Source organism: Mycolicibacterium aichiense (assembly GCF_010726245.1).
In the GTDB taxonomy this organism is placed as follows: domain Bacteria; phylum Actinomycetota; class Actinomycetes; order Mycobacteriales; family Mycobacteriaceae; genus Mycobacterium; species Mycobacterium aichiense.
Map to the genome: position 1 here is coordinate 3,939,559 of NZ_AP022561.1, position 24,835 is coordinate 3,964,393.

At 66.6% G+C, this 24,835-nt stretch carries 21 protein-coding genes and 1 pseudogene; 12 read left to right on the forward strand and 10 right to left on the reverse strand.

Annotated elements, in window-relative coordinates; translation table 11 throughout:
- Window positions 1–43: 43 nt before the first annotated feature.
- From G6N32_RS19065 to G6N32_RS19075, 3 genes are all read right to left on the reverse strand, one after another.
- Window positions 44–3,928 carry a hypothetical protein gene (locus tag G6N32_RS19065; protein ID WP_115320921.1) on the reverse strand — a complete coding sequence of 1,295 codons (3,885 nt, stop codon included), beginning with the start codon at window positions 3,926–3,928 and terminating at the stop codon, window positions 44–46.
- Between the two features lie 1,025 nt (window positions 3,929–4,953).
- The gene (locus tag G6N32_RS19070; RefSeq protein WP_115320922.1) at window positions 4,954–6,132 is read right to left on the reverse strand and encodes an acyl-CoA dehydrogenase family protein; all 1,179 of its coding nucleotides are present in this window, start codon (window positions 6,130–6,132) and stop codon (window positions 4,954–4,956) included.
- Window positions 6,133–7,125, reverse strand: coding sequence for an acyl-CoA dehydrogenase family protein (locus tag G6N32_RS19075; RefSeq protein WP_115320923.1), 993 nt, complete (start codon window positions 7,123–7,125; stop codon window positions 6,133–6,135). It lies immediately after the preceding gene.
- A 228-nt stretch (window positions 7,126–7,353) separates the two neighbouring features.
- Between G6N32_RS19075 and G6N32_RS19080 the strand changes: the two genes are divergently transcribed.
- The 4 genes from G6N32_RS19080 to G6N32_RS19095 all read left to right on the forward strand — a co-directional run bounded on the left by G6N32_RS19080 (window position 7,354) and on the right by G6N32_RS19095 (window position 10,985).
- Entirely contained in the window at window positions 7,354–8,445 is a 1,092-nt protein-coding gene (locus G6N32_RS19080; RefSeq protein ID WP_115320924.1) for an amidohydrolase family protein, read from the forward strand.
- Between the two features lie 27 nt (window positions 8,446–8,472).
- The gene (locus tag G6N32_RS19085; protein WP_115320925.1) at window positions 8,473–9,618 is read left to right on the forward strand and encodes an amidohydrolase family protein; all 1,146 of its coding nucleotides are present in this window, start codon (window positions 8,473–8,475) and stop codon (window positions 9,616–9,618) included.
- Between the two features lie 4 nt (window positions 9,619–9,622).
- Complete coding sequence (locus G6N32_RS19090; RefSeq protein ID WP_115320926.1) at window positions 9,623–10,015, forward strand: Rieske (2Fe-2S) protein; 393 nt, start codon at window positions 9,623–9,625, stop codon at window positions 10,013–10,015.
- Window positions 10,016–10,076: 61 nt separating this feature from the next.
- Window positions 10,077–10,985 carry an alpha/beta fold hydrolase gene (locus G6N32_RS19095; RefSeq protein WP_115320927.1) on the forward strand — a complete coding sequence of 303 codons (909 nt, stop codon included), beginning with the start codon at window positions 10,077–10,079 and terminating at the stop codon, window positions 10,983–10,985.
- Window positions 10,986–10,999: 14 nt separating this feature from the next.
- Here G6N32_RS19095 and G6N32_RS19100 read toward each other — a convergent pair whose 3' ends face one another.
- The gene (locus G6N32_RS19100; RefSeq protein ID WP_115320928.1) at window positions 11,000–11,473 is read right to left on the reverse strand and encodes a hypothetical protein; all 474 of its coding nucleotides are present in this window, start codon (window positions 11,471–11,473) and stop codon (window positions 11,000–11,002) included.
- Window positions 11,474–11,526: 53 nt separating this feature from the next.
- On the opposite strand from G6N32_RS19100, the gene G6N32_RS19105 reads away from it, so the two are divergent.
- The 8 genes and pseudogenes from G6N32_RS19105 (at window position 11,527) to G6N32_RS19140 (ending at window position 18,757) form a co-directional block, all read left to right on the forward strand.
- Window positions 11,527–12,834, forward strand: a complete 1,308-nt coding sequence (locus G6N32_RS19105; protein ID WP_115320929.1) for an NADH-ubiquinone oxidoreductase-F iron-sulfur binding region domain-containing protein — start codon at window positions 11,527–11,529, stop codon at window positions 12,832–12,834.
- An 8-nt stretch (window positions 12,835–12,842) separates the two neighbouring features.
- Window positions 12,843–13,124 (forward strand): ferredoxin, encoded by a 282-nt coding sequence (locus G6N32_RS19110; protein ID WP_172507325.1) that lies wholly within the window; start codon window positions 12,843–12,845, stop codon window positions 13,122–13,124.
- Complete coding sequence (locus G6N32_RS19115) at window positions 13,121–14,767, forward strand: thiolase C-terminal domain-containing protein (RefSeq protein ID WP_115320931.1); 1,647 nt, start codon at window positions 13,121–13,123, stop codon at window positions 14,765–14,767. The genes G6N32_RS19110 and G6N32_RS19115 overlap by 4 nt, the downstream gene beginning before the upstream one ends.
- A complete protein-coding gene (locus tag G6N32_RS19120) occupies window positions 14,764–15,639 on the forward strand; it encodes an alpha/beta hydrolase (RefSeq protein WP_232077180.1) in 876 nt (291 codons plus the stop codon). Before G6N32_RS19115 ends, G6N32_RS19120 begins: the two co-directional genes overlap by 4 nt.
- Window positions 15,639–16,457: an NAD(P)-dependent oxidoreductase gene (locus tag G6N32_RS19125; protein WP_115320932.1), complete on the forward strand. Its 819-nt coding sequence runs from the start codon at window positions 15,639–15,641 to the stop codon at window positions 16,455–16,457. The genes G6N32_RS19120 and G6N32_RS19125 overlap by 1 nt, the downstream gene beginning before the upstream one ends.
- Window positions 16,430–17,269: pseudogene (locus tag G6N32_RS19130) on the forward strand (NAD(P)-dependent oxidoreductase); the annotation flags it as partial. The gene G6N32_RS19125 and the pseudogene G6N32_RS19130, both read left to right, overlap by 28 nt.
- Window positions 17,270–17,366: 97 nt before the next feature.
- On the forward strand, window positions 17,367–18,569 hold the full coding sequence (locus tag G6N32_RS19135; protein WP_115320934.1) for a cytochrome P450: 1,203 nt from the start codon (window positions 17,367–17,369) through the stop codon (window positions 18,567–18,569).
- The gene (locus G6N32_RS19140) at window positions 18,566–18,757 is read left to right on the forward strand and encodes a ferredoxin (protein ID WP_099252376.1); all 192 of its coding nucleotides are present in this window, start codon (window positions 18,566–18,568) and stop codon (window positions 18,755–18,757) included. The genes G6N32_RS19135 and G6N32_RS19140 overlap by 4 nt, the downstream gene beginning before the upstream one ends.
- 13 nt (window positions 18,758–18,770) lie before the next feature.
- Here the strand turns inward: G6N32_RS19140 and G6N32_RS19145 are convergent, their stop codons facing one another.
- The 6 genes from G6N32_RS19145 to G6N32_RS19170 all read right to left on the reverse strand — a co-directional run bounded on the left by G6N32_RS19145 (window position 18,771) and on the right by G6N32_RS19170 (window position 24,833).
- Window positions 18,771–19,277 carry a hypothetical protein gene (locus G6N32_RS19145; RefSeq protein ID WP_115320935.1) on the reverse strand — a complete coding sequence of 169 codons (507 nt, stop codon included), beginning with the start codon at window positions 19,275–19,277 and terminating at the stop codon, window positions 18,771–18,773.
- Entirely contained in the window at window positions 19,274–19,885 is a 612-nt protein-coding gene (locus G6N32_RS19150; RefSeq protein ID WP_036344085.1) for a TetR/AcrR family transcriptional regulator, read from the reverse strand. The genes G6N32_RS19145 and G6N32_RS19150 overlap by 4 nt, the downstream gene beginning before the upstream one ends.
- A 191-nt stretch (window positions 19,886–20,076) precedes the next feature.
- Window positions 20,077–21,225, reverse strand: coding sequence for an acyl-CoA dehydrogenase family protein (locus G6N32_RS19155; protein ID WP_115320936.1), 1,149 nt, complete (start codon window positions 21,223–21,225; stop codon window positions 20,077–20,079).
- An 8-nt stretch (window positions 21,226–21,233) separates the two neighbouring features.
- Window positions 21,234–22,379 (reverse strand): thiolase family protein, encoded by a 1,146-nt coding sequence (locus G6N32_RS19160; protein ID WP_115320937.1) that lies wholly within the window; start codon window positions 22,377–22,379, stop codon window positions 21,234–21,236.
- A gap of 26 nt (window positions 22,380–22,405) precedes the next feature.
- Complete coding sequence (locus G6N32_RS19165) at window positions 22,406–23,620, reverse strand: CaiB/BaiF CoA transferase family protein (RefSeq protein ID WP_115320938.1); 1,215 nt, start codon at window positions 23,618–23,620, stop codon at window positions 22,406–22,408.
- Between the two features lie 34 nt (window positions 23,621–23,654).
- The gene (locus tag G6N32_RS19170) at window positions 23,655–24,833 is read right to left on the reverse strand and encodes an acyl-CoA dehydrogenase family protein (RefSeq protein WP_115320939.1); all 1,179 of its coding nucleotides are present in this window, start codon (window positions 24,831–24,833) and stop codon (window positions 23,655–23,657) included.
- Window positions 24,834–24,835: the final 2 nt, after the last annotated feature.

Here is a 24,835-nt window from a genome sequence, read left to right on the forward strand (position 1 = left end):
GGCCCCCTCCTTCCGGAGAGGGCCACAGTTCGTTTCGTGCTGGTTAGGCAGCGCCCTTCTTTGCACTGCCGGCGGATCCGCCCTTGGCCGAACCCGAACCCGAACCGGAGCCCGAGCCCTTGGCGGAGCTGTCGGCCTTGGTGCCGGCCTTGGTGTCCGAGGATCCCTTGGTGTCCGAGGATCCCTTGGTCGACGGCTTCGGCAGCGACGGCAGCGACACCTTCGGCGGCGCAGGCAGCGAGATCTTCGGCGGCGCAGGCAGCGAGATCTTCGGCGGCGCGGGCAGCGAGATCTTCGGCGGAGCCGGAAGGGTCAGCTTGGGAGCCGAGACCTTCGTGCTCGGTGCCGACGTCGACGGCGTCGTGTCGGCGGTCTTGTTCGCCGTCGGCGCGGGCGTGGAGTCCGCAACCTTCAGCGAGACCGTCGGCGCGTTGCCTGCGATGCCCGTCACCTTGTCGTTGATGCTCGTCACCGTGGCGGCCCCTGCGGCACCGGCCGCAGCGAGGGCCGCGGCCCCTGCTCCGGCGTTGATGCCACCACCGATGTGAATGCCACCGATGTCGAAGCTGATGTTGATCCCCAGGCTCGCGTTGATCCCCTTGACCAGGGTGTTCAGCCCTGCGGCGATCTGTGCGCCCGCGGTCGCAAGCGCGTTGACCACGATCTCCGGGTTCGGGAAGGCAGCCAGCGCGGCGTTGATCGCCGCGTTCAGAGCCGCACCGCCCTGGACCAGCCCGTTGCCGAGTGCATTGAGGAGCTGGTTGCCCACCTGCACACCGGCGTCGATTCCAGCCTGGAGTGCTGCTGCACCCTGGTTGAACACCTGCTGTGCGACCTGCAGACCGCCACCGAGCGCTCCGGTGACCGCAGTGACGAACTCGCCCGGACTCGGGAGGTCGCTCAATGCCGCGTTGAAGGCCGCTGCCAGCTGCGCACCCCCGTTGGCCAGCGCGTCGATGATCGCCTGTGCCCCATCAAGGTTGACGTTGAGCGCTGCCTGCAAGGCCAGTGCCAGGTCGACATTGATGTTGCCCAGAGCGTCGACGAGCGCGTTGACGAACGCCTGCGGGTTCGGGAACGCAGCCAGAGCCGCCTGGAACGCCGCCGACAGCGCGGTGGCACCATTGCTCAACGCGTCGAGCACCGCCTGGAAGGCGGTCCCACCGGCCGCGATGCCGGCCTGGATGGTGGTGGCCAGCTGACCGGTGAACGTGGTGAACGCGTTGGCCAGGATGCCCAGGGTCGGGTTCAGCGCCGCCAGTGCGTTGGCGAAGGCCTGCACGAACGCCTGCGGCGTCGGGAAGTTGGCCAGTGCGGCGTTGAACGCCGCCGCCAGTGCCGCCCCACCCGACACCAGCGCTTCGAGGAAGGCCTGCGGGCCCTCGATCGAGGCGTTGATCACGGCCTGCAGAGCCAGGCCCAGGTTGACGTCGATGTTGCCGAACGCCTGGACCAGAGCGTTGATGAACGCCTGCGGGTTCGGGAACGCCTCCAGTGCCGCCTGGAACGCTGCCGACAGCGCGCTCAGCGGGTTGCCCAGCGCATCGAGCAGAGCCTGGAAACCGGTGAGCCCAGCCGCAATTCCGGCCTGGATGGTCGCATTCAGCTGACCGGTGAACGTGGTGAACGCATCCGCGAGCACGCCCAGGGCCGGGTTGATCGCTGCGAATGCCCCGACCAACGCGTCGACGAAGGCTTGCGGGCTCGGGAAGTTGGCCAGTGCGGCGTTGAATGCCGCAGCCAGCTGCGCTCCCCCGTTGACCAGCGCGTCCACGAAGCCCTGCAGCCCGTCGACGCCGACGTTGAGCGCGGCCTGCAAGGCCAGACCCAGGTTGACGTCGATGTTGCTGAACGCCTGAACCAGCGCGTTGATGAACGCCTGCGGGTTCGGGAACGCGGCCAGCGCTGCCTGGAAGGCCGCCGACAGTGCACTCAGCGGGTTACCCAGCGCGTCGAGCAGCGCCTGGAAACCGGTGAGCCCGGCCGCAATTCCGGCCTGGATCGTGGTCGCCAGCTGGCCGGTGAACGTGGTCAGTGCATTGGCCAGGATGCCCAGCGTCGGGTTGATCGCCGCCAGCGCGCCGGTGAGCGCGTCGACGAAGGCCTGCGGGGTCGGGAAGTTGGCCAGTGCGGCGTTGAACGCCGCCGCCAGTGCCGCCCCGCCGTTGACCAGCGCTTCGAGGAAGGCCTGCGGGCCGTCGATCGACGCGTTGATGATGGCCTGCAGCGCCAGACCCAGGTTGACGTCGATGTTGCCGAACGCCTGAACCAGCGCGTTGAAGAACGCCTGCGGGTTCGGGAACAGCTCCAGCGCCGCCTGGAAGGCCGCCGACAATGCACTCAGCGGGTTACCCAGAGCATCGAGTAGCGCCTGGAAACCGGTGAGCCCGGCCGCAATTCCGGCCTGGATCGTGGTGGCCAGTTGACCGGTGAACGTGGTGAACGCGTCGGCCAGGATGCCCAGCGTGGGGTTGAGCGCTGCGAACGCGCCGACCAAGGCGTCGACGAAGGCCTGCGGGCTCGGGAAGTTGGCCAGTGCGGCGTTGAACGCTGCCGCCAGTGCCGCCCCACCCGAGATCAGCGCCTCGAGGAAGGCCTGCGGGCCGTCGATCGACGCATTGATCACGGCCTGCAGCGCCAGACCCAGGTTGACGTCGATGTTGCTCAGCGCCTGAACCAGAGCGTTGAAGAACGCCTGCGGGTTCGGGAACGCGGCCAGCGCCGCCTGGAACGCTGCCGAAAGCGCACTCAGCGGGTTGCCCAGCGCATCGAGCAGAGCCTGGAAACCGGTGAGCCCGGCCGCAATTCCGGCCTGGATCGTGGTCGCCAGCTGACCGGTGAACGTGGTGAACGCGTTCGCGAGCACACCCAGCGTCGGGTTGAGCGCCGCCAGCGCACCGGTGAGCGCGTTGACGAACGCCTCCGGGCTCGGGAAATCGCCCAGGGCTGCGTTGAATGCCGCGGCCAGGGTGACGCCACCGTTGACGAGAGCCTGGAGGAGGTCACCCACGCTGTTGATCTCGCCCTGGAGCGCGAGCATGAGCTGCAGGCCCAGGTTGGCGTTGATGTTGGTGAAGGCCTGAACCAGCGTGGTGATGAACGCCGCGGGGTTCGGGAATGCCGACAACGCAGCCTGGAAGGCCGTGAACAGGGCGCTGCCACTGTCAGCGAGTGCGGTGAGCACCGCCTGGAACATGTCGACCTTGGCCGTGATCGCCGCGCGGACGACGTCGCCCAGCGCACCGGTGAGGTTGGTGATCACGTTGGCGACGATGCCGAGCGTGGGGTTGACGGCGGACAGCGCAGCTTCGAACGCCGCCGCGAAGTCGGCCGGCGTCGGGAAGCCCGCGACCGCGGCGTTGAATGCCGCGGCAAGAGCGGCGCCGCCGGCGATCAAGGCGTTGGCCAGTTCCTCCGCGTTCAGGTTCAGCGCCAGGTTCAGGTTCAGTGCCGCATTCAGCGCGGCCTGCAGCGCCAGCCCGAGGTTGACGTCGACGTTGGCGAAGGCCTGAACCACCGCGTCGATGAACGCCTGCGGGTTCGGGAATGCGGCGATCGCGTTGTCGACCGCGCGGGCAAGCGTGCTCCCACCGTCGAGCAGTCCGTCGACGACGGACTGCAGAGCGGTGTTGCCCGAACCGATTCCGGCGATCAAGGTCGACTGCAGCGCATCACCGAACTGAGTGATCGCGGTGTCGGCAGCGCTGTTGAGAGCGTTGAGCCCGCCCTTGACACCGTTCCACCCGTTGTTGATGGCTTGGATCACGTCTTCCAGAGAGGACAGTGAGACGTCGGCAAGTGCCGACATAGCGCGATCGCGCACCAGATGCAGATCTGGCGGCGTCACCTGAATGGGCGCCAGCACAATCGCGCTGGCCCCGAAGACTGCCACCCCCGCGGTCAGATACGACCGAACAGCAACGTCCATGACTTCCCCTTAAAAATGGCTGTGCCCCGACAGCCGCGAACATACCTGAGAAGAAGCTAAGTAGCCAAGTGTTTGCTCTCAGTTTTTTGGGGTTGCTGTGTCGAATCCGTGACCAATTCCATTCGAGTTAGCTAGATCGAAATTAGCCGATATTATTTAACGGGTCCGCATATATAGTTACAGCAAATAATTGTGCGTCAGCTGCCGTCCCGGCGGGGGTGCGCCTTCGCGGGGCGTCCCGGCCTCGGCCCACATAGCGCCTAAGCACGCCTAATGAGGTAGCCACACCCGCGCCTGGCCCACCGCACAAACCACCGAAACCGGGGTAGTCTGGCCGGCCGAAATCATAAGCTAAGCGAACAGTCAGCAAGAACCAGTGTGTCAGTTGTGACCCGTGGCCGGGTTCGCTGCTGCTGGCAGACCGGCGTTCCGGCCGCCGAGAAAAATTCACCGCGAATCGCAGGCGCGACACGCCGCTCGCCGGCCCGGGGCCCGGTCCGTCGGGCGCTCACCGCGATGCATGCGCAGCAGCCCGACCAGTTTGCAGAAACCGGTTTGAACCGCGACGCGATGGGGAACATCGCGGTCTACGCAGTTCGGTGTCGAGTACGGGCGGGACCAGTCGGGAAGTGCCCAGGTGACGAGTTCTGCGACTGCGGTAACGCAGATCGGTCGCGGCGCGATAACTATTCGCTGGGATCGACTGATTATCGCTCTTTCGGTTGCACAGTGAGTTAACTGACGCTCATTTAAGTACCTGCGCAACTCGGAATAACCTGAGAATTCCTGAGAGCCTCTTGACGACGTCAGAAATCAGTCAGCAAACGACTCACGGGGGGTGCCGGCAGGTTTCCAACACCTTGGATCCGATCGAGTGAGAGCTCTATACCCATCGCGCGCGGGAATTAACCCCAAGGCAGAAAGCTTCTCTCACCAGGCGCGCGACTGGCACACCCAGGATCGCCAACGGGTGCCTGGCGTGACCCGGCGGCGCACGCAGGCAGGGCTGAATCGGGTCGGATCGTCTACTTCGACCGGGGCAGGCCCAGCACCTGCGCGGCGATGATGTTGCGCTGGATCTCGGAGGTACCGCCGGCGATCGTTCCGGAGAAACTGCGGGCGTGACGCTCGAACCAGCTGGCGAAGTAGTGATCCAGGTTGAGGTGCGCGTAGGGCCCGGTGCTGGACGGATGAACCAGACCATCGGATCCGCTTGCCGTGAGCGCGTATTCGGACGCTCGCAGCTCGGCCTCGGAACCGAACAGCTTGACCACCGACACCGAGGCCACGTCGGTTTCCCCGCGGGCAGCCTTCGCCAATCCTTCCGAACCCATCAGTCGCAGCGCCTGGTAGTCCATGATCATCGACGCGTACTGGTCTTTCTCCAGGGGCGTTCTCGGCTCGAAATCCCCGATCATGTTGGCGATCCGGTCGGCGAAGCCCAGCCACATCATCGTGCGCTCGTGGCCCAGCGATCCGTTGGCCACTCCCCAACCACCGTTGAGTGGTCCGACCAGGTTCTCCGCCGGAACCCGGACATCGGTGAAGAACACCTCGTTGAAGTCCTTGTCGTCGATCCCGCAGATCGACGCGAACGGCCGGCACACCACCCCGGGCAGGTCGGTCGGGATCAGCAGCACACTGATGCCCTTGTGTTTGGGGGCGTCCGGGTCGGTCCGGACGAACGTCAGCAGGAAATCGGCGTCGTGGGCGCCAGAGGTCCACACCTTCTGGCCGTTGACCACGAAGTGATCGCCGTCCAAGACTGCGCGGGTGCGCAGCGAGGCGAGGTCCGAGCCTGCACTCGGCTCGCTCATCCCCAACGACGCGGTCTTCTCACCCTTGAGCACCGGCACCGCCCATCGGTGCTTCTGCTCGTCAGATCCGAACGAAATCAGCGATGCCGCAATGATATTCACGCCCTGCGGATTGAAGCTGTGATAGATCCTGCGGCGGCAGAGCTCCTCGAGATGCACGAACTGCTGCAGGATCGAGGCGTTGCGGCCGCCGAACTCCGGCGGCTGACCGGGTAGCAGCCAGCCGTTGTCGAACAGCAGCCGCTGCCAGCGCCGCGCCCAGGCCGGCATGTGGGACACCGACCGCGGCCGCTCTTGGGTCTCGGCCTCGGTCGGCAGATTGGCGTCCAGGAACGCACTGAACTCGTCGCGAAACGCCTCGACGTCGGGATCGAATGAAAGTTGCATCTACAGTTCCCTGTACTCGTCGGCGATCACGGCGCGATGCTCGGCGGCGCCACCCAGCATGAGCTCGCCGGATTTGGCGCGCTTGAGCGCGAATTGAACGTCGTTCTCCCAGGTGAATCCCATGGCGCCGAACAGTTGCAGGCCATGGCGGAAGACCACCGACTGGCAGTCACCGGCCGCCGCCTTCGCCATCGCGGCGGCCAATCGGCGGCGCGGGTCGTCGGCGCTGATCGTCAGCGCGGCGAAATAGGACAGGGCGCGGGCCCGCTCGATCGCGACGTGCATGTCGACCGCTTTGTGTTGCACCGCTTGAAAGGAGCCGATGGGCACTCCGAACTGGTGGCGATCCCGGACATGCTGCAGAGCCAGGTCGAGAATCCGCTGGCATGCGCCGACGGTCGTGATCGCGACTCCGGTCAAGGCGACGTGGCGGGCCTGCTCAGGGTCGGCGTGCACACGATCGTTGTCGGACACCACCACGCCAGGGAAGGTGACGTCGGCGACGTGCATGACCGGATCGAACACCGAGAGCCGGGTGACGGTGGCGACGGCGGCGTCGACGAGGAATACGCCGGCGTCGGTCACCACCGCGAGCTTCTGCGCCCGGTCGGCGTCGAGAACGTACCGGCACGTTCCGGACAGCACCCACCCGCTGTTGTCGCGATGAGCGGTGATGCCCTCGAAGACCGCGGTCCCCGCCTGGCGGGGGTCGTAGCGATCACCGGCCAGCGGCGCGAACTGGGTGAGGGTGGCCAGGAACGGCGTCGGGTCGGTCGCCCGACCGAACTCCTCCAGCACGATCGCCAGCTCGACCGCGTTCTCCGGGTCGGCCAGCTCCGTCCAACCCGCGTCCACATAGGACTCCCACAGCGGTGTCGGGTCGATGCCGTCCTCGGCGATCCCGCGGATCAGCGAAGCGGGGCACTGCTTGGCCACCGCGTCACGCACCGTGTCCTGCCACAACCGCTGATCAGCATCGAATTCCAGTAGCACTCGCCGCCTCCTACCCGGGTCAGAGCACCCGAATGGAAATCTGATTCTCTATTCGTGAACCACAGGTTCTCCTAAGACGGTATCGCACTCTACCGGCTGATTTGCTTGCTGCCTACGGTCGGTTGAGGCAAAGTGGTAATGAGGTTCTACTCTCAATCGTGAGAACAGTATTCTTGCTCCTGAAGAACTCGGGTTTACTCGCAGACGGACCTCCGGAAGGCGGCTTTGGTGATAGAGCACCGCGACGGGACGACGACTCCCGTCATCGACGCGAGCGTGCACATCTTCTTCGGGTCCACGCCTGAGTTGCGGGGCGTGATGCGGGAGCCGTTCATGAGCCGCGGCTTCCCCGACTACGAAATGGACTGGTACGGCGCACCCGGCGGCGAATACCTCGAGGGGACGCGCGGGCCGGATCGTCAGTACCCGGGTTCCGACCCGGCCTTCGTCGCCCATCAGCTATTCGACGATCGCGGAGTCGACGTCGCGGTGTTGCATCCGATGGGCCGCGGCATCATGCCCGACCGGCACCTGGGCACGGCGATCCTGGCCGCCCACAACGAGATGATGGTGTCGCGCTGGCTGGATCATGCCGAATTCGGTGAGCGCTTCCGTGGCACCATCCGGGTCAACCCCGACGACATCCGCGGCGCGCTCCGGGAGATCGAGAAGTACAAGGATCACCCGCGGGTCGTCCAGATCGGCATCCCGATGCAGTCCCGGGAGCTCTACGGCAAGCCGCAGTTCTGGGATCTGTGGGAGGCGGCCGTCGACGCAGGCCTGCCGGTGGCCACCCACATCGAAACCGGTGAGGGCATCGCGTTCCCCCCGACGCCGTCCGGGCATACCCGGACCTACGAGCAGTACCTGGGCTTCAGCTCACTGAGCTACATCTATCACCTGCTGAACCTGATCGCCGAGGGCGTGTTCGAGCGCATGCCGGACCTGAAGTTCGTGTTCGCCGACGGCGCCGGTGACATGTTGACACCGTTCATGTGGCGGATGGACTGCTTCGGACGGCCGCACCTTGAACAGACCCCGTGGGCACCGAAGATGCCGAGTGACTACCTGCCCGGGCACGTCCACTTCATCCACAACAGCCTCGACGGGCCTGGCGAAGCCGAGTTCGCCGACGAATGGCTGTCCTTCACCGGCAAGGAGGACATGCTGATGTTCGGTTCGAGCTATCCGCACTGGCATTGCGGTGATGTCCGCGCGCTGCCCAGCGCGTGGACCGCCGAGCAGCGCGAGAAGGTCTGCTGGCGCAACGCCGCGGCGCTCTACGGCATAGACATCCCTGCCGGCGTCGGAACACACTGACTCGCATAGAGAGCTAAGGAGATCACGATGACTCTCACCCACAGCCAGGAGCGAGTCGCTCCCGCCGAACGCATCGCGATCCGGTGCGTCGACTCCGATGTCCATCCGGTGCCCAAGCGTGGCGTTCTGCAGGAGTACATCCCAGAGCCGATACGGACCAAGTACTTCAGGAACCATCGGGTCGGCGAAACGATCTACTATGACGCACCCGACTACGCGCATGCCTACGCGATGCGTGTCGACACCTTCCCCGACGACGGCGAATTCGCCTGCAGCGACCCCGACCTCGCGCTACGCCAGGCCATCATGGAGGCCGGCGCCGACGTCTGCATCCTCGAACCGGCGCACGCGCCGTGCCGGATACCCGAAGCCACGGCGGCGTTGTCCTACGCGCACAACACCTGGCAGGCCGAGCACTGGCTGGACAGCAAGACAAACTGGCACGAACGGTGGCGCGGCTCGATCCTGGTCGCCATCGAAGACCCCGAAGGCGGCGCTCGGGAGATCGAAAAGTGGGCCGAGCACCCGTACATGGCCCAGGTCATGATCAAGGCCGAGCCGCGACCGTCGTGGGGTGACCCGAAATACGATCCGATCTGGGCGGCGGCCGTCAAAGCCAACAAACCGGTCAGCTGCCACCTGTCGCGGGGTTTCTTCGAGACCCTGCCGATCCCGCCGGTGGGGTTGCCCAGCTACAACCACGATTTCATGGTGAGCTACTCGTTGCTGGCCGCCAACCAAGTGATGAGCATGATCTTCGACGGGCTCTTCGACCGGTTCCCCACCTTGCGAATCGTGTTCGTGGAGCACGCCTTCAGCTGGATCCTGCCGCTGATGTGGCGGATGGACGCCATCTACGACGCGCGCAAGTCCTGGCTGGACATCAAGCGCAAGCCCAGCGAGTACGTCAAGGACCACATCAAATTCACCACCCAGCCGCTGGACTATCCCGAGGACAAGACCGAACTGCTGCGGGCCTTCGAATGGATGGAATGCGAGAAGATCCTGCTGTTCTCCTCCGACTACCCGCACTGGACCTACGACGATCCGCGCTGGCTGGTCAAGCACCTTCCCGAGCACGCGCGGGAAGCGGTGATGTTCCGCAACGGGATCGAGACGTACGGCCTGCCCGACACCGTCCCGGCCCTCGAGGGTCAGACCCGGGTGTTCTGAGCAGATGACCAAACCCGACAAGCAGCCCCGCCTGGCGCAGGGCCGAGAACACGTCGTCGCCAGTGTGGACGAAATTCCGCCCGGCACACACAAATTGGTGCCGATCGGCCGGCATGGCGTCGGGGTGTACAACGTCAACGGCACGTTCTACGCGATCGCCAACTACTGCCCGCACGAAGGCGGCCCGTTGTGCTCGGGACGCCCCCGCGGGCGCAACATCGTCGACGAGAGCGTTCCGGGCGACGCGGTGATGGTCCGCGATCTCGAGTACATCTACTGCCCCTGGCACCAGTGGGGATTCGAGCTGGCGACCGGCACGACTGCGGTCAAGCCGGAGTGGAGCATCCGCACCTACCCGGTCCGCGTGGTGGGCGACGACGTTCTGGTGATGGCATGAGCGACGCTTGCGGAGCGAATCAACGGCAGGCATGCGGCACCCGAGCCTGCGAGGGGGCCGCATGAGCAGCGCGGTTACGACCGGTCCGCAGCTGCGCGACGGCGAACAGGCGATGACGATCAACGGCGGAAACGTCGTCTACGAGATCCTGGGCGAAGCGGGTGATTTCATCGCCCTGACGCCCGGCGGCCGATACAGCAAGGACATCGAGGGGTTGCGTCCGCTGGCCGAAGAACTGGTCAAGGGCGGCTACCGGGTGCTGCTGTGGGACCGACCCAACTGCGGGAAGTCCGACCTCCAGTTCTACGGGCAGAGTGAATCCCACATGCGCGCCGAGACGTTGCACGGGTTGATCACCGGCCTGGGTATCGGTCCGTGCATCATCGCCGGCGGATCCGGCGGCGCCCGGGACTCGATCCTGACCACGATCCTGTACCCGGAGATCGCCACCAAGCTGGTGACCTGGAACATCGTCGGCGGCGTCTACGGCAGCTTCGTGCTGGGCTCGTACTATCTGGTGCCCAGCATCCTCGCGGTGCGAGGCCTCGGCATCAAAGGGCTTCTGCACGTGGACGAATGGAAACAGCGCATCGCCGAGAACCCGGCGAACAGAGAGCGCATCCTCGCGATGGACTCCGACGAGTTCCTCCGGGTGATGCTGCGCTGGCTCAATGCGTTCGTCCCCAAGCCCGGTCAGGCGATCCCCGGCGTCGATGACGAGTTCTTCGGCGACATCACGGTACCCACCTTGATCATCCGCGGCGGCGAGAACGACTGGGACCACCCCAAGCGCACCTCGCTCGAGGTGAACTGCCTCATCAAGGGCTCAACGCTGATCGACCCGCCGTGGCCGGAGGATGCCTGGGAGCGCGCCGGTGAGGACCGCGCATCGGGAAAGGTCAAGCACTTCAACATGTTCGATACCTGGGTGCAGGCGGCCCCGGCCATTCTGGACTTCCTGGGCCGATGAGCACCCGGTTGCATTCAGACCAGGCGGATGCGGATTTCGCAGTTGGTCGACGCCTCCAACGCCGTGTGCACCCGGCTCTCCGGGATGCGCGCCATGTCGGCCTTGCTCAGCGAGACGTCCAAAATGTCGTAGCCGTCGTCGCCCTCCGTTCGGGCGATCTCACCGCGCAACCCGAATCCCGCCAGCACCCCGTGCGCATCTTCGTCAGTCCCACGGCTGACGTAGGTCACCACACCGATCACCGGTTCGGTGCCGAATGCCCTGGCGCACAAGGTGACACCGACACCCGTCAGATCGGCTTCCGTGGCGTTGCTGATCAAAAGTTCGGCTTCCCTGCGGCCGCGGGGCATCGCGGCCAGGTTGTTGTCGACCACGGTCACACCGCTGTCCTCGGCGAGTTTGCGCAGCGCCGCCACGCCCTCGGTGAGCTGCGCGGGCGTCAGCTCACCGGCCGGGTCGACATCGACACGCACCACCGCCGTTCTCATGGGTCCCAGCCTAGCGATCTCGTGACGGGTGCCCGAATCAGAAGAGGTGACCGATGAATGCGACTGCACCCGCAGGCACGGCCTTGACCGTCGCCAGCGTCCCGGGTTGCACCCCGCGGTTGTTGCGGCTGCCCGCAACGGTGGAGAGCATGAGCGCCTATATGTCCGTCGGTGGATACTCACCGCTGGACAGCGCCGAGAGCCTGCTCACCGAGGTGGAGGGCTCGGGCCTTCTCGGCCGCGGCGGTGCCGCCTTCCCGCTGGCGGTCAAACTGCGCACGGTGCGCGCCGCGCACTCCCGCGGCCATGAGACCGTCGTGTTGGCCAACGGCGAAGAGGGCGAGCCCGCGTCGGTGAAGGACCGTTGGCTGCTGCGCCACCGTCCGCACCTCGTGCTCGACGGCGTGCGGCTGGCCGCCCGCGTGGTCGGCGCCCAGCGTGCCTACATCTACGTCTCCGACCTCGATGCGGCGCGCGCCGTCGACGACGCGCTCACTGAGGTCGGTTTCGATACGCTTGGCGGCCTTCAGATTTCGATCGTCACTGTAGCCGCCGGTTACGTGGCCGGTGAGGAAACCGCCGCGGTGCGCGCCGTCAACGGCGGACCGGCCAAGCCGAGTGACAAACCGCCACGGCCGTTCCAACACGGCGTCGCAGGACACCCCACTCTGGTGAGCAACGTCGAGACACTGGCGAACCTGCCGTATGTCCAGCGCAACGGCGCCGCGGCCTTCCGCTCGGCAGGCACGGCGGCCTCGCCGGGCACTTTCCTGATGACGATCACCGGAGCCGGACGGCCACCGGCCCTCTACGAGGTGCCCCACGGCATGCCCTTCCGCGATGTGCTTGCCATACACGGCGTTTCGCCGGACTCGGTGCAGGGCGCCCTGATGGGCGGATACTTCGCGGGGTTGCTCAACCGCGATGTGCTCGACACCACCCTGGATCACGAGACGTTCCGCGAGCTGGGATGCGGCCTCGGTTGCGGCGCGGTGGCGATTCTCACCGACGATTGTCCGGTGGCCGTGGCCGCGTCGGTGCTGGCCTACTTCGACCGGGAGAACGCCGGGCAGTGCGGGTCGTGCTTCAACGGCACGGCGGCGATGGCCGCGGCTGCAGGAGCGCTGCGCGACGGTGCGGCCACCGCCGAAGACGTGGCCCGTCTTGAGCGCTGGTCCGTCGTGCTGCGCGGCCGGGGTGCCTGCGCCACCCTCGACGGCGCGGCCAATGTGGCGGGCAGCCTGCTCAGGCATTTCCCCGCGGTTGTCGAACAGCATCTGGCCGGCGCCTGCGATCCGTGCGGGGCAGGCCGATTCAGCGCTCAGCGTCCCTACGAGGTGGAGGCGGTGACGCAGCCATGAGTGGTGAGATCCGAATTCGGCTGGACCGGACGATCTGTGACGGTTTCGGCGCCTGCGCCAAGCACGCGCCGAAGCACTTTTCGCTCGACGACTGGGGCTATGCGTCCCTGATCGGGGACGGCAGGGTGGCCGAGGCCGACCGGGACGATGTGCTGCGGGCGCTGTTCGACTGCCCGGTGCACGCGATCATCGAGATCAGCGACAACGAGTTCGACGGCGAAACCCGGCCTGCGGACACACCGGCCGACGACTCACCGGTCTTCGAGGCCCGCTGGGGCTACGCGCAGTGAGCCGCGCCCCGCTGCCTCAGGTCACCGGCGAGAACGAGTTCTTCTGGACGTCGGGAGCCGACGACACCCTTCGCATCCAGGAGTGCCAAGGGTGCTGCTCGTTGATCCATCCGCCGCAGCCGGTATGCCGGTACTGCGGAAGCCACGACCTCAAGGCCCGGCCGGTCAGCGGCAAGGCGGTGTTGTCGGCGTTCACTGTCAACGAGCGGTTCAGCATTCCGGGCCTGCCTGCCCCCTACGTGGTGGCCCAGGTGGCGATTCAGGAAGATCCGCGAGTCCGCTTGACCACCAACATCATCGACGCCGACCCCGCCGATCTCGAACTGGGTCAGCTGGTCGAGGTCGTCTTCGAGCAGAACGACGACGTCTATCTGCCGCTGTTCCGCCCGGTGACACCGAAACAGCTCACCGACCAGCCTGCCGACGACATCGCCCCGCAGGACTTCGCCAAGCATGTCCGGCCACCGCTGACCACCACGAAGTTCGAGGAGCGCTCGGCGATCACCGGGATCGGCGCGTCACGGCTGGGCCGCCGCCTGATGGTGAACCCGCTGGCGTTGACCGTCGAGGCCTGCGAAGCCGCGGTGGCCGACGCCGGGCTCACGTTCGCCGATATCGATGGGTTGTCCACCTATCCCGGCCTCGACATCGCCGGCATGGGCGAGGGCGGGGTGACCGCACTGGAGGGCGCTTTGGGACTGCGCCCGACGTGGATCAACGGCGGCATGGACACGTTCGGGCCGGGCGGATCCATCATCGCCGCGATGATGGCCGTCGCCACCGGGATGGCCCGACACGTGCTGTGCTTCCGGACGCTGTGGGAGTCCACCTTCCAGGAGCTGCTCAAGCAGGGCAAGATGGCGCCGCCCGGCGGGGCGCGCACCAGCAGCTGGCAGATGCCGTTCGGCGCGACGTCCGCTGCACACACGTTGGCGCTCAACGCCCAACGGCACTTCGCCCGGTACGGCACCACCCGCGAAACTTTGGGCTGGATCGCGATCAACCAGCGGTCCAACGCCGCGCTGAATCCGACCGCCATCTACCGCGACCCGATGACGATGGAGGACTACCTGTCGGCGCGGCCGATCACCACACCGTTCGGGCTCTACGACTGCGATGTGCCCTGTGACGGCGCTGTCGCCGTGATCGTGTCCGCGGTGGAGGCCGCCCGCGACCTGCCCAAGCCGCCGGTGTTGTTCGAGGCGGTCGGCACCCAGATCATCGAACGCACCGACTGGGATCAGACGACGCTGACCCACGAGCCTCAGGTGCTGGGCCAGTCGGCGCATCTGTGGACGCGAACCTCGTTGCGCCCCAGCGATGTCGACGTTGCCGAGCTCTATGACGGGTTCACCTTCAACTGTTTGTCGTGGCTGGAGGCGCTCGGCTTCTGCGGGATCGGCGAGGCGAAGGACTTTCTGGACGGAGGCGCCAACATCGCCCGCGACGGTGTGCTCCCGTTGAACACGCACGGTGGCCAGCTCTCCCACGGCCGAACCCACGGCATGGGCCTGATCCACGAGGCGGTCAGCCAGCTGCGGGGCGAGGCCGGCGACCGGCAGGTCGCGGGCGCCCGCGTCGCGGTGGCGAGCAGCGGAGGGCTGACGCCGAGCGGGGTTCTTCTGATGCGGGTCGACCGGTGAGCACAGCCACCCCGGTGCGCCGGATGGTTCCGGTCGACGGGATCCCGATGTCGGGCTTGTTCGCCGAGGCGGCGGATCCACAGGGAGTCATCATCGCCCTGCACGGCGGGGCGTCTTCGGCGGCGTACTTCGACTGCCCCAACCACCCCGAGCTGTCGTTCGTACGGGCCGTGGCCGCAGCGGGTTTCAGCGCGGTGGCACTCGACCGGCCGGGCTACGGAGCGTCGGCGCCCTACGCCGATTCGATGTGGGACCCGCAACGCCGGGTCGGGTTGACCTTTGGGGCCGCTGACGCCATCCTCGGTAAGCGCGACCGTGGCGCGGGCCTGTTCATCCTGGCGCATTCCAACGGCTGCGAACTCGCGTTGCGGATGGCCGTCGCCGAGCGTGGTCACGACCTGCTGGGCCTCGAACTGGCCGGCACCGGCCTACGCCAATATCCGGCTGCCCGAGCCATTCTCAAGCAGGCAACCCCGACCCATCGGCCCGCCGGTCTGCGGGAGTTGATCTGGGCGCCCGAAGAGCTCTACCCCGCCGACGTGATCAACGCCGTCGGCTCCGCCGGCGCGCCGCCGCAAGAGGCGGAGATCTCGACCCACTGGGCCGGGCGGGATTTCCCGGCACTCGCCGGCCATGTCACCGCGCCAGTGCGCTTCACCGCCGCCGAGCACGAACGGGTATGGGACTCGACGCCTGAAGCGCTGGCCGACATCGCCGCACTGTTCGGCTCGTCGCCGCGGGTCCAGATCCACCACCAGGACGGCGCCGGCCACAATCTGAGCTTGGGTGTTGCTGCGGCGCAGTATCACTCGAGTGTCTTGTCGTTCTTCACGCACTGCATCACCGCCGATTTGGGCAGAGAGGCCGGCTAATGCGCGTCGGATTCATCGGGCTGGGCAGCCAAGGCGCACCCATGGCACGCCGGATCGTCGAGGGCGGCTACCCGCTCACGCTGTGGGCCCGGCGCGCGGCATCGGTGGAACCCTTCGCCGACACCGCGGCCACGGTCGCGGCCTCGCCGCAGGAGCTGGCTGCCAGCAGTGACCTGGTGTGCCTGTGTGTCGTCGGTGACGCCGACGTGCTCGAGGTGGCGACCGGCGACGGCGGCGTGCTGTCCGGACTGCAGCCCGGTGGCGTCATCGCCGTGCACGCCACCGTGCATCCCGACACCTGCCGTCAGTTGGCCGAGCAGGCCGCAGCTCAGGGAGTCTCGGTTATCGATGCGCCGGTCAGCGGCGGTGGCCCGGCGGCCGACGAGGGAAAGCTTCTGGTGATGGTCGGCGGTGAGGATGCCGTCGTGGACAAGGTCCGCCCGGTGTTCGCCACCTACGCCGATCCGATTGTGCACCTGGGTGACGTCGGCTCCGGGCAGGTGACCAAACTGCTGAACAACCTGTTGTTCACCGCGAACATCGCGACCGCCAAGACCGCGCTGGATCTCGGTGCGGCGCTGGGTATCACGCCCGAGAACCTGTCGGAGGTGATCACCCGGGGGTCGGCCAACAGCTTCGCGCTGGGCAGCGTGGCCCGCTTCGGCGGCAACCTGGACATTCTCAAGCAGGTCGCCGCGGGGCTGCTGCACAAGGACGTCAGCCTGATCGCCGGCATCGCCGAGAAGGCCGGCGCGCAGCCCGGCGCGGTGCTCGACGCCGCCGACGCCGCACTGAGGTTGATGGACAACCCACGGTGAAAGTCGGCTTCATCGGCGCGGGCCGGATGGGTGCACCCATGGTGCGGCGGCTGGCCGGCGCCGGCCACGACGTGACCGTGCTCGGCCGGACTCCCGAGAAGCGCTCCTCGGCAACGGAATTGGGCGCCACCGGGGTCGGCTGCGCCACTGAGGTGGCACATGACGCCGAGGCAGTGGCTCTCTGTGTCTTCACCGACGAGCAGGTGCGCCAGATCGTCCTGGCCGATGACCTGCTGGGTGCCATGCGGCCGGGCTCGGTGCTGATCGTGCACACGACGGGCAATCCGCGCACCGCCGAGGCGATCGCCGCGCAGGCCGGCGACCTCGGCGTCGGCGTGCTCGACGCACCGGTGAGTGGTGGACCGCATGACATCGCCGCCGGAACGGTGACGGTGTTCGTCGGCGGCGACGACGACGCGTATGCGCGGGCGCGACCGGTGCTGTGCAGCTATGCCGACCCGGTGCTGCACGTCGGACCGACCGGTTTCGGTCAGCGGGTCAAGTTGATCAACAACGCGCTGTTCGCCGCGCAGATCGGCATCGTGGCGGAGGCGGTCGGGCTCGCCGGTCGCCTCGGTGTCGACGAGGCCACTCTGCTCAGCGCGCTCCCCCACGGCAGCGGTACCAGCCGGGCTCTGGAGTCGATCGCACGCGTCGGCTCGGCGAGCGGATTCATCTCTGCCGTCGGCGAATTCATCGGCAAGGACGTCGCCGCTGTCCGCGCGACCGCCGCCGATCTGGGAACCGACCTCGGACTCCTCGCCGCGGTGGTCGACGCCGGCCTGTCCAGCGCGAAAGGTCAGGGGAATTAGCCATTTTCCGCTCTCCCGCCGACCCCACTGTTAGCGTTACACTCAACCAACCTTCCGTAACGCTTATAGCCCAGCTCTCGCCTCGGAGGAGAACGCAATGACTCAGGCTGAACTCGTCTTCGATCCGTTCTCGCAGGAGTACTTCAACAACCCGTTCGACATCTACGCGCGCATGCGAGCCGAGGCCCCGCTGTACTACGACGCAGGCGAGGACTTCTACGCCATCTCCCGGCACGAGGATGTCGCGGCGGCGCTGAAGGATCATGAGAGTTTCTCGTCGACCCGCGGCTGCGATCTGGCCATGGTGAAGGCGGACGAGCCGCCGCAGAAGTCGATCATCTTCATGGACCCGCCCGAGCACCGGCACATGCGGAGTCTGCTCAACAAAGCCTTCACCCCCCGCGCGGTGCAGTCGCAGCGTGAGGTGGTCATCGAACTGGTGGACAAGTATCTGGCAGCAGCCGATCCGGACAACTTCGACGTGGTCCAGGATTTCTCCGGGCCGTTCCCGGTCGAGGTCATCACCCGGATGGCCGGCGTCCCCGAGGAATACCGGCAGCAGGTTCGGCACTGGATCGACACCAGCCTGTCCCGTGAACCGGGGCAGATCGGGACCAGTGAGGCCGGCATGCAGGCCAACATCGAGACCGCGATGTACTACTACGGCCTGGTGCAGGAACGGCGTGAGAACCCGCAGGACGATATGATCAGCCGCCTGATCGCCGCCGAGATCCCCGATGACGACGGCAACATGCGCAGGCTGGATGACATCGAAATCTGTGGTTTTGCAACACTTCTCGGCGGTGCGGGCGCCGAGACCGTGACCAAGCTGATGGGGACAGCAGCGGTCAACTTCGCCCGCTTCCCCGAGCAGTGGCGCAAGCTGCTCGACGACCGGGACAAGATTCCCGCGGCGGTGGAGGAACTGCTGCGCTACGAGGGGCCGGTGCAGTACAACGTCCGGTACACCCTCAAGGACACCGAAGTGCCCAGCGGGAAGATCCCGGCGGGTAAGCCGGTGTTCCTCCTGCTGGCGTCGGCCAACCGGGACTCGGACGCCTTCACCGACGCCGACGCCTTCGACATCGACCGCGACCGCACCGAGGCGCAGAACCTCGGACTGGGTTACGGCATCCACAGCTGCCTTGGCGCCGCCTTGGCGCGCATGGAAAGCGCACTCGCGCTGGAGAAGCTGCTCGACTTCATGCCCCGCTACGAAGTCCAGTGGGAGGGGCTGCGCCGGGTTCAGATGCAGAATGTGGCGGGTTTCTCCCACGTACCGGTGAAGGTCCTGCGATGAAGATTGAAGTGGATTTCGGCCTGTGTGAGGCCAATGCGATCTGTATGGGGATCATCCCGGAGGTATTCCAGGTTGACGACCAGGATTACCTGCACGTCCTGTCCGACGAGGTGACCCCGGAGAACGAGGCCCAGATTCGCGACGCGGTGCGTCAGTGCCCCCGGCAGGCCATCTCCATCACGGAGTAGGTTCCGGTCGGCCTCAGCCGGCCGGGACCAGGTCGGCGCCGATCGGCGGGCAGCTCATCGCGCCGCTTCGGAAGGTCTCGGTCGCCGCGACTGATACGTCGTCGACGTCGGCGGCGGCCAGTGCCTGTGCTTTGAACACCCGCGCCGCTGAGCTCAGGCGGTGCTCGACGCACGCGATGGCGCGGTCGAGATCACTCGGCTGCGCGTCGCCCCACAACGCCACCTCGGTCATGCCGTAATCCAGCGCGCGAAGCACGCCCTCGCGGACCCGTGCATCGGTGTCGAGCAGATCGGCGGCCACCGCCAGCGCCTGCGGGTGCGGCTGATCGTCACCGGCCGCGATCATCGATTCGAAGTCGGAAGTCTGGGCGCCGAGGATCGTCAAGGGGCGGGTGTCCCCGGGCTCCGCGAGCAGGACGTTGACATCCCAGCCCGCCATCACGCGGTCGAAGATCCAACCGCCTGCGTGTCGCACCGCCTCGGCGACGCTGGGGGCGACGATGTCGAGCCGGTATCTCATGATCCGGCGGGCGCCATCAGCTGGCTCGCCAGCGACCTGGAGTACTCCCGGAACACATCGATCAGCGGTATCGACGGGTCGAGCAGCCATGAGGTCTCCATTCCATTCACAAATGCCAGGATTTCCACGGCCTTCCGGGCCGGGTTCACGTCTGATCGATATCGGCCTTCGGCCTGACCGCTGCGGATCCGGTCGGCGATGATGTCGACCGCCTGCCGGTAGCGGTCCACCAGCCGGTCGTGCAGCGGGGCGTCGGGTGCGATGTTCTCCACCATCAGCACCGCGAAGGTGCCGACGAGCTGCGGTGACCGGTCGAACCGGTCAGCGGCATTGGCGATGCCCTCGACCAGGTCGCCGGTCAGGTAGTCGGCGTGCTCGCTGTCGTCGGCATCCCGGGCGTCGAGCACCGCGTGAAGCAGCTGTTCCTTGGACTCGAAGTGATGCAGTAGCCCCGCGGCGGTCACGCCCGCCTCCTTGGCGATCTGCGCCAGAGTGGTGTTACGCCAGCCGTTACGGGCCAGCAGCCGCTGCGCGACATCGAGAATGCGCTGCTTACGGTCCTCGCCTTTGGCGAGAAGGGTGGCGTAGGGCCGAGTCGTCGTCGTCACCGCGCTCCCTTCCGCCAGACCAACCTAGTGAACACACAGTAGGTTGGTTTGGTCGTGTGTGACAAGGGTCTCAGCGGAAATTTTTTGGTCAGCAAACCGCTTAGCCCGAGACCGACGTCAGGGCCGTGAATTGGCGCCGTCAGCAGCCATGGAGTCGATCTCGCGACGGGTCCAGCGCGACGGCGGGCCGGCTACAACCCCAGGGACTTGGCGATGATCACCTTCATCACCTCGCTGGTGCCGGCATAGATCCGGGTCACCCGCGCATCGGTGTAGAGCCGGGCGATCGGATACTCCATCATGTAGCCGTAACCGCCGAACAGCTGTAGGCAGCGGTCGATCACGCGCTGCTGCATCTCGGTGCAGAACAGCTTCACCCGGGCGGCGTCGGCGCCACTGAGCTCGCCCTCGACGTGCAGGGCGACCGCCCGGTCGAGCATGGCCTGGGCGGCCTCCACCTCCGTCGAGCAGGCGGCGAGTTCGAACTTGGTGTTCTGAAACGAGGCGACGGGCGTGCCGAAAGCCTTGCGGCTCTGGGTGTATTCGATCGCCGCGGCGATCGCCGAGCGGGCTTGGGCCACCGAGCCCACCGCCACGGTGAGCCGCTCCTGGGCCAGGTTGTGCCCGAGGTAGCTGAAGGCCTGCCCCTCCTCCCCCAGCACGTTGGCCGCAGGCACGCGGACGTCCACGAATGACAGCTCCGCGGTGTCCTGAACTTTGCAGCCCATCTTCTCGAGTTCGCGTCCGCGGGTGAAGCCCGCCATCCCGTCCTCGACGACCAGCAACGTCAGCCCGGCGCGACGATTGTCCGGGTCGGTGGACGTCCGCGCCACCACGACCACCAGATCGGCTTGCATGCCGCCGGTGATGAAAGTCTTTGCACCGTTGACGATGTAGTGGTCGCCATCTCGCACCGCGGTCGTGCGCACCCCGGCCAGGTCCGACCCGGTGCCGGGCTCGGTCATCGCGACCGCGGTCAGCAGCGTGCCCGCTGCCAGACCCGGGAACCAGCGGGCTCGCTGTTCGTCGTTCGCGTAGTGCAGGAAATACGGCAGGATCACCTCGAGCTGGGTGCGGACCGTCGACAAGGTGACCAGTGCGCGGGCGGCTTCTTCCTGCAGGACCACGTTGTAGCGGTAGTCGTCCTGGCCGCCGCCGCCGTATTCTTCGGGCAGCGTGACGCCCATGATCCCGGTCTCCCCGAGCTTCGCGAACGTCTCGCGCGGCATCCGGCCCGCCTTCTCCCACTGCGGATAGGCGGGCACCACCTCCTTCTCGATGAAGTCCCGAGCGAGCTCGCGAAACGCCTCGTGGTCGGCGGTGAACAGATCGCGACGCATCGAGCCCGTCAGCCGATCAGCTCGACGACGGTCGCGTTGGCAGTGCCACCGCCTTCACACATCGTCTGCAGTCCGTAGCGAATTCCGTTGTCGCGCATGTGATACAGCATGCGTGTCATCAACACCGCGCCCGAGCCGCCCAGCGGGTGGCCCAGCGCGATCGCGCCGCCGAGCGGGTTGAGACGCTCGGTCTTGGCGCCGGTGTCGGCTTGCCACGCCATCGGCACCGGCGCGAACGCCTCATTGACCTCGAACACTCCGATGTCGTCGATGCTCAGACCGGTCTTGCCCAGCACCTTCTCCGTCGCAGGAATCGGGCCGGTCAGCATCATCACCGGGTTGGCGCCGGCGACTGCCCCCGCGACGTAGCGCGCCAGCGGTGTCCAGCCCTGTGCGGCAGCATATTCGGCGGTGGTGACCAGCAGGGCGGCCGCGCCGTCCGAGATCTGCGACGAGTTACCGGCGTGGATGACGCCGTCCTCGGTGAACGCCGGTTTGAGTCCGGCCAGTTTCTCGACGGTGGTCCCCCGGCGGATGCCTTCGTCGGCGCTCACCACGCATGAGTCGGTGGCCACCGGGACGATCTGGTCGTCGAAGGCCCCGCGATCCTGTGCCGCAGCGGCCAATTCGTGGCTGCGCGCCGAGAACTCGTCGAGGTCGGTGCGTGAGAGTCCCCACTTCTGCGCGATCATCTCCGCGGAGATGCCTTGGTTGAACGAGAAGTCGTCATAACGTTCGAGCACTTTCGGGCCATACGGCATGCCGGTGGCCCGCGCCGACCCGAGCGGAACACGGCTCATCACCTCGACGCCGCCGGCGACCACCACGTCCTGCTGGCCCGACATCACTGCCTGCGCGGCGAAATCCAGTGCCTGCTGGCTTGATCCGCAGGCCCGGTTGACCGTGGTGCCGGGAATGGACTCCGGCCAGCCGGCGGCCAGAACCGAGAACCGGCCGATATTGCTCGACTGGTCACCAACCTGGGACACGCAGCCCCACACCACGTCGTCGACCGTCGCCGGGTCCAAGCCGGTGCGCTCGGCGAGTGCGTTGAGCACCACCGCCGCCAGGTCGGCGGCATGCATGCCGGACAGCCCGCCGTTTCGCCTACCGACCGGGGTGCGGACCGCCTCGACGATCACCGTTTCCCGCATGGCTTCTCCTTAGTTGTGACGATCATTCACGCGACGGCACCCTGCTCACGCAGTCTGCCGATGTCGTTGTCCGACAAGCCCAATTCGGCCAGCAACGCATCAGTGTGCTCACCGAGGCCGGGTACCGGGCCCATCGGCTGCTCGTAGTTCTCGATGATCGGCGGCGGCAGGATGGCCTGGATCGGACCCGCGGTGGTTTCCACCGTCCGCCAGCGGTCACGATCGGACAACTGCGGGTGCGCGAGCACCTCGCTGGGCAGATTGTAGCGGGCGTTGCCGATGCCCGCCGCGTCGGCCGTCTTTTGGATATGCGCGAGATCGTGCTGCGCACACCAGGTTTGGATGGCCGAGTTGAGTTCGTCGCGGTGGGCGCACCGATCGGAGTTGCTGGCGTACCGCGGGTCGTCGGCCAAGTCGGGCCGGTCGATGATCTCGCGTGCCAACCGTTGCCATTCCCGGTCGTTGGTGGTTCCCAGCACCACCGTCTGATTGTCGGCGGTATCGAAGGAGCCGTACGGCGCGACCGCCGGCGAGTTCATCCCCAGCGGCTCCTGATCGATGCCGGAGTGCTGCGCATAGGTCAGCGGATACCCCATCAGGTCCATCATCGTGTCGAACAGGCTCACGGTGACGGCGGAGCCGCGCCGCTCCCGCTGACCGCGCGAGATCAGCAGCGCCATGATCGACAACGCCGAGTACAGCCCGGTGGAGATGTCGGCGATCGGCGGTCCGGGCTTGGCCGGTTTCCCGGGATAACCGGTCACCGCGCACGATCCCGACTCCGACTGCGCCAGCAGGTCGTAGGCGCGCTTGTTCGACAGCGGCCCGCCTGCGCCGTACCCGTCGATCTCGACCGCGATCACATCAGGGTGCCGATCACGCAGCTGGTCGGCTGAGATGCCGAGCCGGGCGGTGGAACCCGGCGCAAGATTGGACACCAACACATCGGCGCGGTCGAGCAACCGGTGTAGGACCTCCAGGCCCTCGGCCGATTTCAGATCCAGCGCAATCGATTCCTTGTTGCGGTTGGCCCAGACGAAGTGGGCCGCAAGGCCGCCCGGGCCGTTGACGACGTCGTCGTAGTGCCTGGCGAAATCCCCGCCCGCGGGGTTCTCCACCTTGATCACGCGAGCGCCGAAGTCAGCCAGGACGCGCGTACACATCGGTGCCGCCACCGCCTGCTCCAACGCCACGACAGTGATGCCGGCCAGCGGCGCTGCCGGTCCTTGCGCAGAAGTCATCAGATCACCATACGGTCGGCCAGACTCCCGGCTCCTAGTAGCTCTTGGGCAGGCCGAGCACATTCGCACCGAGGAAGTTCAGGATCATCTCCTGACTGACGGGCGCGATCTTCATCAGGCGCGCCTCCCGGAAGAACCGGGAGATGTGGTACTCCTCGGAATAACCCATGCCGCCGTGGGTCTGCAGCGCGCGATCGGCTGCCGCGAAACCAGCATCCGCGCACAGATACTTGGCCATGTTGGCTTCCCGGCCGCACGACTTTCCGTTGTCGTAGAGCCACGTTGCCTTGCGCAGGATCAGCTCTGCCGCGTCGAGGCGGGCCAGCGAGTCGGCCAGCGGGAACTGGATGCCCTGGTTCATCCCGATCGGCCGGTCGAACACCACACGCTCGTTGGCGTACTTCACTGCGCGGTCCAGCGCCACCCGGCCGATCCCCAGCGCCTCGGCCGCGATCAGCATCCGCTCCGGATTCAGCCCGTGCAGGATGTAGGAGAAGCCCTTGCCCTCCTCGCCGATCCGGTCGGCGACCGGGACCCGCAGATCGTCGATGAACACCTCGTTGGAGCTGACCGCGTTGCGGCCCATCTTCTTGATGGGGCGGATGTCTACGTGGTCCCGATCGATGTCGGTGAGGAACAGCGAGAGCCCTTCGGTCGGCTTGCCGCCCCGCTTCTCGACGTCCTCGCGGCTCTCGGTGCGGGTCAGCAACAGGATCTTCTCGGATTCCAGCGCCTTGGAGATCCACACCTTGCGGCCGTTGACGACATAACTGTCACCGTCGCGCCTGGCGAATGTCGTGATGCGCGAAGTATCAAGTCCGGCACCGGGTTCGGTGACGCCGAAGCATACGTGCAGATCGCCGTTGACGATGCGCGGCAGGGTCGCGGCCTTCATCTCGTCGGAGCCGAAGACCACCACCGGCTGCATCCCGAAGATCGACATGTGGATGGAGCTCGCCGCGTTCATCCCGCCGCCGGAGCGGGCGACCTCCTCGGCCAAGATGGTCGCCTCGGTGATGCCCAGACCGTGGCCGCCATACTCCTCGGGGATCGTCATCCCGAGCCAACCGCCACCTGCGATGGCGTCGTAGAATTCCGAAGGGAATTCGTGCTGCTGGTCCTTCTCCATCCAGTAGTGGTCGTCGAAGCGTGATGCCAGCTCCCGCACCGACTTACGGATCAGCTCCTGATCCTCGGTCAGTTCGAAGCTCATAC

Coding starts and splice junctions, on each gene's coding strand:
- G6N32_RS19065 (WP_115320921.1), bottom strand. CDS start 3,928: ATGGACGTTGCTGTTCGGTCGTATCTGACCGCGGGGGTGGCAGTCTTC.
- G6N32_RS19070 (WP_115320922.1), bottom strand. CDS start 6,132: ATGCAACTTTCATTCGATCCCGACGTCGAGGCGTTTCGCGACGAGTTC.
- G6N32_RS19085 (WP_115320925.1), top strand. CDS start 8,473: ATGACTCTCACCCACAGCCAGGAGCGAGTCGCTCCCGCCGAACGCATC.
- G6N32_RS19090 (WP_115320926.1), top strand. CDS start 9,623: ATGACCAAACCCGACAAGCAGCCCCGCCTGGCGCAGGGCCGAGAACAC.
- G6N32_RS19095 (WP_115320927.1), top strand. CDS start 10,077: ATGAGCAGCGCGGTTACGACCGGTCCGCAGCTGCGCGACGGCGAACAG.
- G6N32_RS19100 (WP_115320928.1), bottom strand. CDS start 11,473: ATGAGAACGGCGGTGGTGCGTGTCGATGTCGACCCGGCCGGTGAGCTG.
- G6N32_RS19105 (WP_115320929.1), top strand. CDS start 11,527: ATGAATGCGACTGCACCCGCAGGCACGGCCTTGACCGTCGCCAGCGTC.
- G6N32_RS19125 (WP_115320932.1), top strand. CDS start 15,639: ATGCGCGTCGGATTCATCGGGCTGGGCAGCCAAGGCGCACCCATGGCA.
- G6N32_RS19135 (WP_115320934.1), top strand. CDS start 17,367: ATGACTCAGGCTGAACTCGTCTTCGATCCGTTCTCGCAGGAGTACTTC.
- G6N32_RS19140 (WP_099252376.1), top strand. CDS start 18,566: ATGAAGATTGAAGTGGATTTCGGCCTGTGTGAGGCCAATGCGATCTGT.
- G6N32_RS19145 (WP_115320935.1), bottom strand. CDS start 19,277: ATGAGATACCGGCTCGACATCGTCGCCCCCAGCGTCGCCGAGGCGGTG.
- G6N32_RS19155 (WP_115320936.1), bottom strand. CDS start 21,225: ATGCGTCGCGATCTGTTCACCGCCGACCACGAGGCGTTTCGCGAGCTC.
- G6N32_RS19160 (WP_115320937.1), bottom strand. CDS start 22,379: ATGCGGGAAACGGTGATCGTCGAGGCGGTCCGCACCCCGGTCGGTAGG.
- G6N32_RS19165 (WP_115320938.1), bottom strand. CDS start 23,620: ATGACTTCTGCGCAAGGACCGGCAGCGCCGCTGGCCGGCATCACTGTC.
- G6N32_RS19170 (WP_115320939.1), bottom strand. CDS start 24,833: ATGAGCTTCGAACTGACCGAGGATCAGGAGCTGATCCGTAAGTCGGTG.